We start from the raw sequence: 16016 nt of genomic DNA, 5'->3' as shown, positions 1-16016 counted from the left end.
CCGCCCGTCCAGAAAGGACGGGCGGGACGCCCATCCCACAAATACAGCACTTTTCAGGTTAGTGAGGTACACAACAGAGGTAGGGACACGGCAGTGCCGTGTCCCTACGGCAATAGAAGAGCAATCTGGGTGTACTTCATAAACGTGGAATCTGCTGTATGTGTAAATTATTTAATTCGCGATCCATAATTTATCGGGGCTAAAACTTTTTAGGTATTCCCATCCTATGAGTTTTGCGACTTGTTCTCTCCCGGTTTTTTTGGGCGATCGCACCCTCTGCCTTCAAAATTACCACGGCGAACCGATCATGGTAAAAGCGGCCCAATAATAAGGATGCGACAAATTTCGATCGCCCCGGGCGGTCAACTCCGAGGGTAAAGGCAGAGCTTGATTTTTGCCCGATCGCACCAAATAACCATCTTGCAAGCGCACTTCTCCCCGCAGCATCGCCAACTGCGCTTGCCGCAAAGCCTCAGCCTTAATCGGCGCTGTACGCAACTGCTGGTAAAACTCAGTCATCAGCCCCAAAGTACCGACATCGCTGACATACCACAAACTCGCCAAAGCCGATTTTACCCCCGCGTGCACCGCCAGCCCCGCAAACCCCAACTCAGCTTGTTCGTCTCCCACCGCCGTAGTACACGCACTCAAAACCAACAACTCCACCTGCGGGTTAGATAACTTCAACTGATCCAACTGATTCAACTGCAACTTAGTATCCCAAAACTGAATGTAAGAATTTTGGGCACCCCCAGGCTGAAAATCGCCGTGAGTAGCTAAATGAATAATTTTGTATTGCGGTTGATTGCGCTTCTGCTTCAAATTTGCCAAAGTAAAAGCTTCATTGAGAAAAGACGAACCCGGCCAAATCTTGCCCACAATTGTCGATATTTCCAGCGGCACTGCCGGCAAAGGATTTTGCTCGTATTTAGCCGGAAAATTCGACGCACCCATCGCCAAAACTTCAGAACCCTTAACATCGGCATAGCGAGTATCAGTTAAACTCAAACTCGGAATCAGCCCCAAACTGTACTTTTCTACCAAAAACTGCTTGCCGTCGTAAAGAGCAGCCAAAGGCAAAGTCCGCAAACCGGCATCCATCGAAAACACCAAAGTGTCAATCTTGTTAGCATCCAATTCCGGTTGCAGCGGTGCAATTAACCACTGGTAAAGTTCCTCGGCAGGTTCCTTGTAATCAGCAGCATTCAATCTCCTAGGAGTTCTGATAGCATTAGTGAATTCTTTAGCAACTTGCAGAACTGTCTCGCGGCTGGCAGGCACGCTTTTAAAAACATTTTTGCCGTCTGGCAATAACAACACAAGTTCTAAATGTTTCTCTTTTGCCCACACGTAAAGGATGGCGGGTTTAACTCCAGTCAACCGATTGACGCTGCTGAGAGTATCTCGAATACTTTGCTGCGTGACCGACTTTTCAGTGACAGTGCCCCCAAAGTAACGTTCAAATTCCCGGCCCTGAGTTCGATCCCTTTGCTGCACTGCGTCGATCGGATTTATTTGCCCGATCGAACTCGATCGAGAAATCTCAGGAACCCTCACATTCCCGATACTTTCTGCACTCACCCCGCTCGCCGGCTTCTGTCCAGTTGCCTGCAAGCTGCCGTTTTCTGTGGCAGCAGGTGCACCCTGATTGTCTGTTAACACCGACTGCGACAGCAATACCGAGCCGGTCGCAGTCTCGTTCGACCCCGCCTCAACAGACGCAGCAGCAGGTTCTGGCGAGACATTTGTGTTGCTGCTCTTGGGCGCAGACGCTGCAGGGCCCAGACTCACCTGAGTCACAATTTGTTGAGAATTGTCTGTAGTTTTCAGTTCCACGCTGGTAGTTGGTGCCGGACTCGACACGATCGCCAGCGGCCCGATAGTAGTTGAGGAGGTGGCAGCATTCGACTTCGAGTTTCCCGTCTCAACAGTCGCCACCGTGCAAGTTCCCGACGGGCAAGTGCTTTGAGAGAGGGTCAGCGAACCCGATCGAGCCAGCCCGTCTGTAGAAATGCTGACCTCGGCGCGATCGGCAGCCGTTCCCGTTCCCGCAGCCCGAAACGCTCCCCCAGCATCGATTTCCACATCACCGCCCGTATTGCCGCGAGCTTTGATCGAAACAACTTCAACATCTTTCTGCCCGGTAATTTTGCTCGAACCCGCAGTTCCCGATTGCGAACTAGAGTTGATCACCCCTGTAACAATCCGGCCCGGGGCTGCAATCGAGATATCTCCCCCGCTTTTGGCACCAAAAGCATCGATGTTGCCCATTTCTACCGCACCGGCGCTGCGAATATTGATAGGGCCCGCCACCCCGGAAGTTGAGCGAGATGAAACCGTACCAGCAGTCAACTTGCCTTGACTGCTAGTGATGTTAATCCCCGCAATCGAGGTAACGTCTCCGACGGCTACAGTACCGCCCATCAGAGAGATCGTGGCGTTATCAGTGCCGACGATCGCACCCGTTCCCACGATCGCGCCGCTGCCAGAGGGCGATTGAATCGTCGTCGGATCTTGAAATGTCACCGTCACTGGCGTTGAATTTGGCGTTGAATTTGGCGTTTCAGAAGCAATCGAGATCGTAGCGCTACCGTCAGCGCGCCCGATCGCGATCGAAGCAAACCCATTCCGAAAAGTGCTCAATTCAGCAGCACTCAAGTTCAGAGCATCGGTATCGCCAGAACCTTCAATTACAATATTTTGACTGGGATCGGCCTGTTGCAGCACCAGATTGCCGTTGCTGGCGATCGAATTGTTGCCACCGGTCAAGTCAATATCGTTGCCGGTTAAAGTAATATTTCCCGGTGTTTTCGACCCGCCAGCTTGGATCGCCCCCGCAGTGACTCCCTTGGGCCCCGTCAGCGTCACATTCCCCGCGCGATCGCCCCTCGTGTCGATCGCCCCTGCCGTCACCGTGCCCTGTGCGGTAACGCTAACATCTCCCGCCTCCGAGTGCGGCACTTTGGCAGAATTGACAGAAGTGTTGATGGTGGGGGCAGTTCCAGTACGTAGCTGACCGGTTGTGACATTGCCTGCGGTGCTGGCGAGGCGAATTTCCTGATTGTGGGTAGTGATATTTCCGGTTCTGATATTGCCGTCAGCTTTGAGAGTAATGGAGGCATTGTCTGCCCCTGTCAGGGAACTTGTGGTAGTGATTGTTCCCAAACCCGCCGGCGATTGAATAATTAGCGGGTCATAAAATGTAAAATCGTTGGCAATCAGAATCGAACCGATACCGTTACTGCGGCCGATCGTAATTCCAGCAAATCCATTTTGCAAACTTCCGAGGTCGCTTGCCGTCAGATTCAAATAAATATTAGTGCCGACATCTCCAGAACCGCCGATCGCAATATTTTGACCTGAACTCCAAGGTTGCAGTACCAAAAAGCCTGTGCCGCTGACTGAATTTTTGTCGCCAGTCAAATTAATTTCATTACCAGTCAAAGTAATGTTTCCCGAACCCCCTGCGACGAAGCTCACTCCCAGAACATTCTGAGCTGTCAAAGTTACATTTCCCGCCGCTTCCGGGCCGCTGGCATCAAGTTTTTGGGCCGTTACGTTCAGGCCTTCCAGTAAAATATTTCCGCTGCTGCCGGTGCTGGGATTCGATGAAGAAATATTGTTGGCAACGGTCGATCCCTGACTAATTAAACTAATATTTCCGCCGTTGCTCGACAAATTGCCCGCAGTAATTTTATTTCCCGAAATGGCGATCGCACCGCCAGCCGTACTAATTGTATCTCCAGAATTCATCGAAAAAACACCCGCGCCGCTGCGATCGGCATCGGCTCTCAATGTCACCGAACCAGTAGTTGCTTGAAAGCTCAACTGATTGTCCGCCAAATCAGCAATTGTAATATCGTTGAGCGCTTCGAGAACCACATTTGACGTAGCCGACATACTTTCCAAAGCTTTTGCCGAAATTGTCAGCGAAGGCTCAGAATTGTTTGGCTGTGATGATGGCGTTCCTGTTGACAAAATATTATTGTTGGCAATTATTGCCGCATCGCCGGTACCTTCTGAGGAATCTGTAATTAAAATATTCTCTGGATCTAACAGCAACGTCCCCAAACCGTTTGTCCCGGAAGTATCGACAGTACCGTCAAAAATCAATCTTTGCTTGCCCGAAACTTCCACAAACCCGCCAACACCTGCGGTTCCCGTTGCAGAAACGCCATTTGCGCTGATGCTGCCTAAAAATGCTGTCGTGTTGTCCGCCCAGACAAAAACTCTGCCGCCGTTGCCTGATTCAGTTGCGTTGGCGGCGATCGAACTTTTGCCATCCACGTAAGTCATCCTGGCATTCGGCACAGTTCCCTCGCCTCGGTAATCTCCCCCGATCCGCACCGTTCCGCCACCGTCCGGCCCCGAAGCCTCAATCTTCGCTCCAAACAGCCCTACCTTGTCGCCCAACACGTTGACGCTTCCTCCCGCGCCCCCCCTGGCAGACACGTCCGCATCACCCGCTACCAGCGCAGTTCCAGCACCTGCAGGCCCTGTTTGCCCGCCTGTCAGCACGACTTCACCTCGATCGTTCGTAGTTATACCCGTAGCGTTAGCCGCGCCCGGGCCCGAAAGCAGCCGAGGTAAACTCTGGGGAGAGAAGGGAAGAGCTTCCGAACCCGAGACTCCCGCAGCCGGAGAAACTTCTAAACTCAGCAAAAGTCCGTTTTGACTGAACCGCACCAGATTTTCGCCCGGGACAGCCGCCACAGTAATTTGACCGCCCGGGGCCCAAAGTTTGCCCGTACTGATGACCGTACCGCCGAGCAAAGTCAAATTTTGCCCGGTTCCGACAGCCAAGTTACCCGCATTGACAATACTTCCCGGCTGCGGTCCAAAAACAAAAGCATTCGGCGTTCCGACTAGGGCTGCGTAGTCGTTCGCCCCTGTACTGTTGAACCAACGGTCGTCAAAACCGATACCGCTAGCGGTGGTAGCAAAAAAAGACCCGGACACATCAAGTCGGGCATTCGTTCCAAAAATAATGCCTGCGGGATTCATCAGCAACAAGTTAGAATTGCCGCCGCTAACTTGAATTAGACCGTTAATTAAGGAAGCGTCCCCGCCGACAACGCGGCCGAGGATATTTTTAACGGTTGGGTTGGAGATGAAATTGGCAGTTTCGCCAGAATTCAGATTGAACCGAGTAAAACTGTGGAACAAATTTGCTCCGTCTCTGGAGGGAGTGCCGCCTTGAATGTCGTAGCGAGGGGGCGACCCTGTACCTGGGGCGGTGACAGCGGTTCCGGTGCCGTCTGGGGCTGGAGTAATAGATTGTGCCGCAGCAATTTGAGATTGGGGATAAATTGCCACGAATACCCATCCGTTGCTATTTTCTTTGAGGAAAAGCAGGTTGGGGGAAAAATCTAATATCCAAAATCCGGCAATGGGAATTGCTGCCAGAATCGACCGCACAGCACGTTGAGCATTCATAAGTTTGCCTCGGTCTAGACCTTGATTCGAGTTTAAAATTGAGATTTTAGGTAAAAAAGAGTCGATCGCACCCCAATGCTGACACTTCCTAACGCTAGTTCTCGATCGCAAATCTTAAATTTTCAGTCTAAATTTGATTGTGTCACCAACATAGCAAAGACTGACAGTAAGTGTCGAAACACAGGAAGTTTCAACAGAGAAAATTATGAGCGATGGAATTGTGCGTCTGATTGGTTTAACTGGGGGCATCGCCACCGGTAAAACCGCTATATCTAACTATCTGAGAGATGCCTGTGGATTTCCGATTTTAGATGCCGATATTTACGCCCGCGAAGCTGTGAACCCCGGTTCGCCAATACTGTACTCTATTGTAGAACGATACGGCGCGGGCATTTTGCTCCCCGACGGCAATTTAAATCGGCCCGAGTTGGGAAATATTATTTTTTGTAACCCAGCCGAGCGGGAGTGGTTGGAACAACAGATTCACCCTTATGTCCGCCGCCGATTTGTTGAGGAAACTCAAAGCTGCATTGCTGCATTGACTCCGGTATCCCAGGGCACAAATGACTTAAGTACAAAAACTCAAGAAACCGGGTTTGTTCACCGCGATCAAAAGCTAGAACGAAGTATTGTTGAAAAAAACTCCGGTTTCTGCGCCCCGACTGACACGTTGACTTTGGTTTTGGTAGTGCCGCTGCTGTTTGAAGCTAACATGACTGACTTGTGTACCGAAATTTGGGTGGTGTACTGTTCGCCCGCAGTGCAGTTAGAACGGCTAATGCAGCGAGACGGCTTGAGTTACGATCGAGCTAATGCCCGCATTAACGCCCAGTTGCCGCTAGCTCAAAAGTGCCAACAAGCTGATGTTATTTTGGACAACTCGTCAACCCTCGATTCGCTGTTCGTGCAGATAGATGCGCAAGTCAGTCGATTTTAGATTTTAGATTTTAGATTTTAGATTTTGGATTGACTTGCGCGAGATAAATTCGGGGGCTTGAGGATTTTAGATTTGAGATTTGGGATTGACTTGCGCGAGATAAATCACGTGGCGGGTACCACCTTTGAAATTCGCTTGTCAGTCGATGTAAGATTTGAGATTTGAGATTTGAGATTGACTCCACGATTTTGTGAACTGGCTGTTTTTCCAGAACCGCTTTCGACTCGTCCTTCGGAGCGGCGCGCTAGCCATTTTGACAAAAAGCAAGAGCAGAAAAAAACAACAACAAACGTTCACAATTCCTTTAAAAATACCGTAGCAACCATTTATGAAGTTAATCTGAAGGATTAGACATTGCTTGCTTTAAGGAATCTCGTGCACCCAAAAATTTAATTTATATGTAGGGTGCTGATGACGCGCCTCTGTACTTTGCTATTTTGTCTTTAATTCGAGGGTGGCATCCTAATATCAATAAATTATGAAATTAATCTGAAGAGTATTAAAAATTTATAGTTTGCGGTTTTCGTTTCCTTATTTGCAGATTGTTTCAAGAGGATTCCAGGGGTCAGACCCTTTTAGATTTTAGATTTTAGATTTGGGAGCATCTCAATGAAAGCAGTTAAGCTAGAAATTGGAGTTTTAAGGCTCTCTTGCTGCGAGGCTCTCTTGCTGCGGGGAAAGAGGAAGAAGGAAAGAGCCAGAAAAAGTGTTTTTACAAATATGAGATGCTCCCTTAGACTTGGGAATGATTTATAGCAATCCTCGCATCATTTGTGAATTTCTTACGGACTCAGAGCGGGTTCGCGGAGGGTTGGGGTGGGGTAAAAAATTTACCACTCCTGCAAGGATTGCTATATAACTACCAGGGTTGGGAACACGGGCATAGAATAGCATTCTTTTTTTGAACACGGTCTTGAATTCTGCTGGTTGCCCGCCAGTAGGAGATAACTAGAAATTATCCGCGAACAAGCGAGCTAGATGATGGATTTCACCCGCTTTTAACCAAAACTAAAAAAAAGTGCAGGTGCAGTAAATTACTAATTGATGGTTTCGCCGCAATTAATTTTTTTTATCCTGATAGCAGAGTACAGATTGCGTATCAAGAAGGGGAAAATACAAACACCAAAATTGATGATGCGCGTTTACTCTTCCATCCTGATGTCAAGCCTGTTACTGAGCGGCACCGCAGTTAACGCTCAAAGCTTAGAAACTCGATCGACCTTTTTTGCTCAACACAACTCCGATCCCGAAATTTTAACCGCCTTAGCCGAAACTCAGACCTTTTACGCAGATAACGATAAAGATACGCCGCCAGAACGAGGAAGCGGGAGATAAAGGCGAAAAAAGCGATAATTGTCTGTTGGGAATTAGGTAAATACGGGGAGAATCGAAAATTGGGAGAAGAGGAGAAAAATTGAATATTTCCATCCATTAATTCAGGACTTACGTACTGCGTACCAAAAAACCGATTTTTTAGAGGTATTTGACGACTCAACACCTAATTTTTGACTGTTCCGGTTTTTTGACCAAGCGTACTCAAGATATCACAGGCCACAAACCGGCGCGAAATGTTGCACTGAAAAAATCAAGGTAAAGCGCGAGTAGGAATCTGGCGCTTTACCTTAATTTTTTCAACTTTTGCAGCTTTAATCTTCTTCCGCAGCTTCGCCGCCAACCACGACATCGCGAATCCGCAAACTAGGGCCGCCGCAGCCGACCGGCAAACCGCTTTGTCCTGCCTTGCCGCAGCCGCCGGATTCATCCCAGTAAAAATCGTCGCCGATCGCCTCAATATCGGCTAAAGTGCTGAAAACATTACCCGAAAGAGTAACATCCCGCACCGGATTGTCGAGTTTTCCGTCGCGGATCATCCAAGCTTCGCCGGCACTGAAAGTAAACATTTCGCCGTTAGTCATGCCGCCTTGCCAATTGCGCGCATAAACTCCTTCTTTGATGTCCGAAAATAGGTCAGCAACTGGCGTGTCACCCCGTTCGATCCAAGTATTCGTCATGCGGACGATCGGCGGATAATGATAATTCAAACAGCGAGCATTGCCAGTAGGCGTTTCTCCCAACTTGCCCGCAGTTTCCCGCGAGTGCAGCCGCCCGACTAAAGCGCCGTCTTTAATTAACTGAGTCGTAGTCGCGGGAGTGCCTTCGTCGTCGTAGAAATAGCTGCCCCGGTGTCCCTCTGGCGCTGCACCGTCGAAAATTTGCAAGTTTTTGGGGCCGAACTGGCGGCCGAGGGTCATAATTTCCAAAATGTCGGGATTTTCGTAGGCCATGTCGGCTTCGGAAAGGTGTCCGAAGGCTTCGTGGACGAACAATCCGGTCAAAATTGGGTCGATGACGACGGTGTAGGTGTTGCCTTGGACGGGGGGTAAGGCTAGGGAATCTACGGCTCTCTGGGCGGCGCTGCGAACTTGAACATCGAGATCGGTTAAATCTTCGTAAGCTTTGCGGGAACCCGTGGTTTCGCGGCCGGTTTGTACGGTTTCCCCGCTGCGGGCCGTGGCGGCAAACCGCATTTCCATGTCTGCCCAACCTTGTTCGAGCATGGTGCCTTCGGAGGTGGCGAGGATCATCCGCTGGGTGCTGTCGCCGTACCGCACGGAGATTGTGGCGATGCGGGGGTCAATGCTGCGGAGGATGGCCGCGTAGCGATCGCACAATTGCTTTTTGTCAATTAGGGGAACCAGACGGGGGTCTGTTCCTGTCAGCGGCAGCAAGCAAATATCTTGTACTGGGGTGACAGGTGCCAGAATCGTTTCTTCTTCGCCGATCAGTTTAGCCGCGGCGATGGCTTCTTCGATTCTTTCGGCGAGGGTGGAAAGTCGGTTAAAACTGGCAAAGCCCCAGCCGCCTTTGTAACAAGCTCGGACTTGGCCGCCAATTGAGACTCCTTCGCTGAGGGTTTCAATTTTTTCGCCCCGCAGCAGGATGTCGGTGCCTTCGGCTTCTTCGAGTCGAATTGCCAGATAATCGACTTGGTTGCGGTAGCGTGCCATTAAGTCTGACAGCAGATTTTTCGAGTCGGCGATCGAGGTGGGCATAAGGAAAGCACGGTGTTTAACTTACTTCATTTTGCACTTTTGTTAGGGCGATCGTACAAAATATCGCCCCAAGCGCGGAGATTGCGACTTATTGGTACGGTTCTGCCAATATCGTTAGTTGGCAAATGTGGATATCCTGTGAGTTAGGAGGAAGGCGCAAGAAATTATGCGGGATTTTTCGATCGTGCTGGTGCTTGACCCAGCCCAAAAACGGATACCGTGCCACGTACTTAAGTCGTGGAAAGATAAAAATTTTAGACCAAAGTTCAAGCTCCCAGATTTATCTGTGGGGTAAATCTAAAATCTAAAATCTAAAATCTAAAATCGACTGACTCCTAACTCCTGAACTTTCCTATACATAAATACTTCACCCTTCATGCCTCCGAAGGTGGGTTTATAACTGTGAATACTTACTTTTTACCGACAATAAGCGAAATTTTAGCCTCCGAAGGCCAAGAAAATGACCTGAGTCTCTTTGATGCTAAGTTGGCAGGAGAAAACAACCGCCATCGGTGTCCTGCCAGCCGCGGGGCTGCTCGGCTGAAAGCTGAACAGGAATGGTACGGGGCGATCGCAGCTTTGAATCAAATGCTCGACCGGCAAAAAGCAGGACAAAAAACAAATGCCGATCGAGCAATTTGTCGATCGACCATCCCCAATTCCTGTCAGGGATTGGTGTTGTCCGGCCCCTCTTCGGTTTTGACTGACCCCGCTTTGGCCGACGGCTTTGCCAATTGGATTTTTACCAGTATTCCCGACAGCGATGCAGCTTTGTGGTCTTTTCGTGCTAGACAAACTTTAGCTCTACTGCCGGCGGCTGATGAGCAAATATCTGTGCCTGCGGCGGCCCCGGCTTTGGCTTTGGCGATCGGCGACCCTTTGGCGCACGAGCAGTTTTGTTTGGTTTTAACTGCTAGTTTTAGCCTGGTTATGGTTTTGGGTGAAAATTCTGCGGGAATTCCGGCTTTTCTATTTTCTTTCGACCCGCAAGTAGTCGCCAAAGCTTGGGAAGTTTTGCGGCGCAGGGTGACTGAAAGCGACTGTTTGCTTGTCAATTCTGACGGCAGTTTCAATTTGCCAGTTAGCCAAGTAACTAATAATTCTACTAAATTAGACGCGCTGTTCGAGCAGTTTTCGCCTGTTGCTCCAAATTATCAAACAGTGATGCAGTTCAGCCGCTTGCTGTTGCATAATTTGCCGGTTGGGAAAGAGGAAGCAGGCAGGGTAAAGGATGAAAGAATTGATGATGGTTTGAGCCCGAGGCGTCAAAAGTTATCGGCTGCAGATATCAACTGCAAATCTCCAATTCCTCTGGCTACTAAAGAGGTGGAATTGCTACAGGCGATCGCCCACGAAGTCCGCACACCTTTGGCTACCATTCGCACGCTGACTCGATTGTTGCTGAAACGTCCCAAACTCGAGCCAGTGGTGGTCAAGCGTTTGGAAATGATTGATGCTGAGTGTACCGCTCAGATCGATCGCTTCGGTTTAATTTTCCGCGCCGTGGAATTGGAAATGTCGCAAGCCAAAAATTCGGGCGTGCAGCTAACAGCAATGTCCCTCGGTGAAGTGCTGCAAAATAGCATTCCCCGCTGGCAAAAACAGGCGGCTGTGCGCAACCACACTTTGGAAGTTATTGTTCCGAAAAAGTTGCCCGCGGTAGTCAGCGATCCGACGATGTTGGATCAGGTTTTAACTAATTTGATTGAGAATTTTACTCGAACTTTGCCATCGGGGAGTCGCATTCAGGTGGAGGTGACATTGGCGGGCGATCAGTTAAAGTTGCAGTTGGAATCGGAACACCTACCTGAAGGTAATGGCGCATCGGCTTTTGCAGCTAAGGCGAATTCTCCTTTGCGATCGATCGGGCCTTTGTTGATGGTGCAGCCGGAGACGGGAAGTTTGAGTTTAAATTTAAGCGTGACTAAGAATTTATTTCGGGCTGCAGGCGGGAAGTTGGTAATTCGCCAGCGACCTGAAAAGGGTGAGGTGATGACGGTATTTTTGCCGCTGCAATAGTTATTAATTACTGGCAAAATCTGTAGGGGCGGGTTTAACCAACCATCTATGTCAGAAACGAACAATATAATAAACCCGCCCCAGCCCAACGACAAATCCGAATTGATATTTTTTGAATGGGATCGAACCTCATGTTAATCTGGGTTATTGGTTGGTGGGGGCGGGTTTTTATAAATTGTTTGTTAGCCTCAAATACTGTTGGTAAAACCCGCCCCAGCCCTACGACAAATCCGAATTGATATTTTTGGGAGGGGATCGAACCTCATGTTAATCTGGGTTATTGGTTGGGTGGGGGCGGGTTTTTATAAATTGTTTGTTAGCCTCAAATACTGTTGGTAAAACCCGCCCCTACAGCCCGATCGCATTAATCAATTAAAATCTCAATGACAAACTCCGTTCCTTCTCCCGGTGCAGAAATACAACTCAGTTTGCCGCCGTGTTTTTATTCTACAATTTGACGCGCGATCGCCAGACAAAACCCAGTACCTTGGCCCGCGTGTTTAGTGGTAAATAGATGGTAAAAAATCCGATCTTTCAGCTCTTCTGAGATTCCGTTTCCGCTATCGGCGATGGCAATTTTTACCTGTTCACCTTCTACTTTTGTCAGAATAGTCCTTTGATTGGGATGGGCTTGAAAATCGGCAAAATTCCGTCCTTGATTGGATTCTTCATTTATGGGGCTTTTGCAACTGTTTGCGATCGCGCAAACTTGTCTTCCCGAAGGCATCCAATAAAGTTAGCAGTTGATACATATTTGCGTTATTTTGTCAATGTGTAAGTCCTATTTGATTGCAAGCCGGACTGTTTATAATTGCGGGCCGCTACACCCAGGGAGCTAGCTTCCTAATTCTCGTGCCTTGATTCTGCTTGACTTCATATCAAGTTGGCATTAGGCAAAAAATACTGATAAACTAGACTGGAGTATCTATCTCAAGGAACTTTGACATTGCTTCAATACGACTTTGTATATCGCTTTCTAAAAATGGCTGCTGTCAACGTAGCCTCTAATATTACAATACCCTTATCCGGTGCAATCAGCGTAGCTTTCCTGGGACACCTGTCAAACATTAGTTATTTAGCAGGAGTGGCATTAGGTGCTATTTTGTTTGATTTTCTCTACGAAAGTTGTTCTTTTATCAAGTCAGGAACAACTGCAATTACATCTCAAGCAGTTGGGCGAGATGACCGAGAAGCAATACTTTTAGCAGGGCTACAAAATGCTTTAATCGCTTTGGGATTGGGTATGCTTTTTCTGCTGCTGCAATACCCTTTGGGGAAGCTAGGCTTTATGTTGTTGAATGCTGCGCCCGATGTGCAACTTGCAGGTATTACTTATTTTAATAGTCGGATTTGGGGAGCGCCTGCTGCTTTCGTCAACTTAGTCTTAATTGGATGGTTTCTTGGAAGAGAACAAAACCGCAAAGTTCTTTTACTCACTATTATTGGGAATGTTGCTAATATTGCACTGAATTACCTTTTCATTGTCCTTTGGGATTGGTCAAGCATGGGGGCGGGATTGTCGCAGGCTATTAGCCAGTATCTAACCTTATTTGTAGCGCTGGTGATGATTAGCCGTGAATTTTCGTTAAAAGAAATAGGTACTTTAACAGGAAAAGCCCTAAATTTGTCCGCATTCCAAACTGCTTTTGTTCTGAATGGCAATCTATCTGTTAGGTCTATAGTTATCGTATCTATTTTTGTCCTTTTCAATGCTTTTAGCTCAACATTGGGTACTGAGGTTCTGGCTGAAAATGTTTTACTCCTCCAAATAGTAGCAATAAGTATGTATATGTGTGATGGAGTAGAATACGCTACTGTAACTTTAATCGGTAATTTTCAAGGTCAAGGAACAACACATAAATTTGTGCCACTTTTGCAAATTGCATTAGCAACTAATCTAGCGATTAGTTTAGTAGTTGGGCTGGCTGCTGTCTTTTTTCCTGACCCTATATTTCATCTGTTCACTAGCCATTCAGAATTGATAGAATCCATTAAAATTTATATCCTTTGGATACCCGTTGTTTTAGTGGGCGCGGGAGTTGCTTATATTCTAGATGGATATTTTTCTGGCTTGGGTGAGGGATCGGCTGTACGCAACACGTACTTTGTCAGTGGCTTACTGGGACTGATATTTCTATGTTTAGCAACATTTTATTTTCATAGCAATCAGTTTTTATGGTTAGCTTTATCCGTATTTATGTTATCTTGCACGTTAGTTTCGGGAATACAGATACCTATGACTTTGCAATCAAATGAGGAAAAGGAGGCTATTCCCAACTGATAATTTAATTTATCTTGAAAATACCGCCAAAACCATCATTGCCCTGTAGTATTTGGGAAGGTTACAACTATTGTGACGAATTATCTTCATTGTTTCGTAAATGAAGAGCAAAAAAACAGTGAAATAAGAAATACAAATGAAATACAGAAAATTGGGTAACAGCGAATTGCATATTTCAGAAATCAGTCTTGGTTCCTGGGGTATTTGTGAGGGTGTAGAACAGCAAAATGCAGAGGCTTGCATTTACAAAGCCTTTGACGTTGGTATTAACTTCATTGACACTTCTAATTCTTATGCGGCTGGTGGTGCTGAGTCATTTCTAGGGGAAGTATTGCAAGGAATTGAGCGATCGTCCTATATCCTAGCGACCAAGGTCTTCTTTCCCACGTCACCTACTGACCGAGGACTCTCAGCAGCCCAGATCCGAAAACAAATCGATGCTTCTTTAAACCGATTGCGTACCGATTATGTTGACTTGTATCAATGCCATCGCTACGATCCGAACACACCTTTGGAGGAAACAATGACGGCACTCACTGAGGTAGTGCGTCAGGGAAAAGCTCGTTACATCGGCTTTAGCGAGTGGAGTCCAGAGCAAATTCAATCTGCGTTCAATATTGCTGATGTTGAACGCTTTGTTTCCAGTCAGCCTCAGTATTCTATGCTGTGGCGCAACCCAGAAGCAGAAGTCTTTCCATTGTGTGCAGCTAATGGTGTTGGTCAGATTGTTTGGTCGCCATTAGCTCAAGGTGTACTTGCAGGCAAATACCAGCCAGGGCAAGTTCCACCTCAAAATTCTCGCGCTGCCAATGAAAAAATGAATTGGTTTTTGCTGGAGGAGTTGTTTAGCGATCGCATTCTAACAGCAGTACAGAAACTGAAGCCCATTGCCCAAGACTTAGGGTTGAGTATGCCACAGTTAGCTCTGGCTTGGGTACTGCGGTCTGAGTACGTATGTTCAGCCATTATCGGTGCTAGTCGTCCGGAACAAATTGTTGATAACGCTGCTGCATCAGGAATACAACTGGATGCGGACGTATTGGCAGCAATCGATCGAGCACTGGTATCAGTTGTAGGCAAGGGAGGAAAGTAGGTCAGAATTTATGCAACTTTCACAAAACTACTGAAAATGTTAAGAAACGTATGCGATCGCTCTGGAAACTCAAGAATACAAGTTTACAACGTAACAGCCTTCGTGTATAATTTACCTGTCAAAGTAGAAATGAAATTGTATGAATAGCCTAACTAATAAGGAAGTAGTTAAACAGTTTTTTGAAATCTATAACAATCAAGATTACGAAGCGGCATACAAGTATATTGTGCCAAATTATATAGATCACGGGCTACCTCAAGTGCGAAGCGTCGAGGATGCGATTGAGATACTGAGGGGGACTCACAAAGCCTTTCCAGATATCAAAGTAGTGATTGACGATCTCATTGAGGAAAATGACAAAGTTGTATTTCGAGGTCACTTTACAGCTACGCACCTGGGTGAGTTTGTTGGTATGGCTGCCACTGGAGTGAAAGTAGAATTTGAGGCGTTAGAAATATTTAAGATTGAGAACCAGCAGATTACAGAGTCCTGGGGATATTGGCCAATGTCAGATATTGTCAGCCAGATTCAGGCTTTTGAGAAGGTTGATTGATAGCCAAAGTGTGAGTTCAGCATCACAATACTCACCGACAAATTTCCAAGTGGGCCCAAAGGAAGATTACGATCCTGTAGCATTGACCTGATAATCCTCAAACGTCACCTCGAATCCATCTCCGTCTGGGGAGGCACACATAACTCCTACTTGAAGCGTTTCATAGGGTAAATACGTCATTCTGAGCATTGCATAGTTAGAAGCTTCATTTAAGTAGAAAATTTGGATAGCTTCTTTACAGCGTTCAACGCGCAAGTGTAAAACATCAGGGGGATTCGGCAAGGGAATGACTGACCAATCTGAATAGTCATGGGTAACGACAGCACTCAGATTGTGTACGCCATCAACATATTCAATGCCTGTCTTGATCCAATGCTTTTCATCGGCACGCAGCATGAGGCCGGCCTGGTCGTAGAGATCCTTGTAATTGCCGCGTATCTTGACATCAACAACAAAATCAGTGCTGATGGAATCAAAGTAAAAATGTCCGGTGTCACGAATAAACCCATAATGGGTAATTCGCCAGAAATCTGTTTTGGGAGAAGTTTTGACAATCAAGCGATCGCCCGAGTCTGTCCATTGGGTGGGTTCATTGAGCCATTGCATAGAGTTTCATCCTGTTCAAAATATTTGATTGCCAGCGC

11 protein-coding genes are annotated in these 16016 nt (G+C 47.4%); 7 read left to right on the top strand and 4 right to left on the bottom strand.

Going from position 1 to position 16016, the window contains the following annotated elements:
- Nucleotides 1-189, top strand: a 189-nt coding sequence (locus QUA99_RS25080; protein ID WP_333343573.1) for a hypothetical protein, incomplete at its 5' end; no start/stop codon positions are given.
- Between the two features lie 99 nt (nt 190-288).
- Here QUA99_RS25080 and QUA99_RS25075 read toward each other — a convergent pair.
- Nucleotides 289-5436 (bottom strand): CHAT domain-containing protein, encoded by a 5148-nt coding sequence (locus QUA99_RS25075; RefSeq protein ID WP_333238606.1) that lies wholly within the window; start codon nt 5434-5436, stop codon nt 289-291.
- 205 nt (nt 5437-5641) lie between these two features.
- On the opposite strand from QUA99_RS25075, the gene coaE reads away from it, so the two are divergent.
- Both coaE and patX read left to right on the top strand, forming a co-directional pair.
- Entirely contained in the window at nt 5642-6373 is a 732-nt protein-coding gene (gene coaE, locus QUA99_RS25070) for a dephospho-CoA kinase (RefSeq protein ID WP_333238608.1), read from the top strand.
- A gap of 1131 nt (nt 6374-7504) precedes the next feature.
- On the top strand, nt 7505-7708 hold the full coding sequence (patX, locus tag QUA99_RS25065) for a heterocyst-inhibiting protein PatX (RefSeq protein WP_333238610.1): 204 nt from the start codon (nt 7505-7507) through the stop codon (nt 7706-7708).
- A gap of 311 nt (nt 7709-8019) precedes the next feature.
- On the opposite strand, the gene QUA99_RS25060 is transcribed toward patX, so the two are convergent.
- On the bottom strand, nt 8020-9426 hold the full coding sequence (locus tag QUA99_RS25060; RefSeq protein ID WP_333238611.1) for a TldD/PmbA family protein: 1407 nt from the start codon (nt 9424-9426) through the stop codon (nt 8020-8022).
- Between the two features lie 402 nt (nt 9427-9828).
- Here QUA99_RS25060 and QUA99_RS25055 point away from each other — a divergent pair, with 402 nt between their 5' ends.
- Nucleotides 9829-11445, top strand: a complete 1617-nt coding sequence (locus tag QUA99_RS25055; protein WP_333238614.1) for a HAMP domain-containing sensor histidine kinase — start codon at nt 9829-9831, stop codon at nt 11443-11445.
- Between the two features lie 442 nt (nt 11446-11887).
- Here the strand turns inward: QUA99_RS25055 and QUA99_RS25050 are convergent, their stop codons facing one another.
- Nucleotides 11888-12172, bottom strand: a complete 285-nt coding sequence (locus QUA99_RS25050) for an ATP-binding protein (protein WP_333238616.1) — start codon at nt 12170-12172, stop codon at nt 11888-11890.
- 219 nt (nt 12173-12391) lie between these two features.
- Between QUA99_RS25050 and gntT the strand changes: the two genes are divergently transcribed.
- The 3 genes from gntT (at nt 12392) to QUA99_RS25035 (ending at nt 15372) form a co-directional block, all read left to right on the top strand.
- Entirely contained in the window at nt 12392-13726 is a 1335-nt protein-coding gene (gntT, locus tag QUA99_RS25045; protein WP_333238618.1) for a guanitoxin biosynthesis MATE family efflux transporter GntT, read from the top strand.
- Between the two features lie 136 nt (nt 13727-13862).
- Nucleotides 13863-14819 (top strand): aldo/keto reductase family protein, encoded by a 957-nt coding sequence (locus tag QUA99_RS25040; RefSeq protein WP_333238620.1) that lies wholly within the window; start codon nt 13863-13865, stop codon nt 14817-14819.
- Nucleotides 14820-14958: 139 nt separating this feature from the next.
- Nucleotides 14959-15372, top strand: coding sequence for an ester cyclase (locus tag QUA99_RS25035; protein ID WP_333238622.1), 414 nt, complete (start codon nt 14959-14961; stop codon nt 15370-15372).
- Between the two features lie 66 nt (nt 15373-15438).
- Here QUA99_RS25035 and QUA99_RS25030 read toward each other — a convergent pair whose 3' ends face one another.
- The gene (locus tag QUA99_RS25030; RefSeq protein ID WP_333238624.1) at nt 15439-15978 is read right to left on the bottom strand and encodes a DUF1349 domain-containing protein; all 540 of its coding nucleotides are present in this window, start codon (nt 15976-15978) and stop codon (nt 15439-15441) included.
- Nucleotides 15979-16016: the final 38 nt, after the last annotated feature.

This window comes from Microcoleus sp. F10-B2 (genome assembly GCF_036704965.1).
In the GTDB taxonomy this organism is placed as follows: domain Bacteria; phylum Cyanobacteriota; class Cyanobacteriia; order Cyanobacteriales; family Microcoleaceae; genus Microcoleus.
Note: the sequence above shows the minus strand (reverse complement) of the source record. Positions and strands in the feature narration are given on the sequence as shown.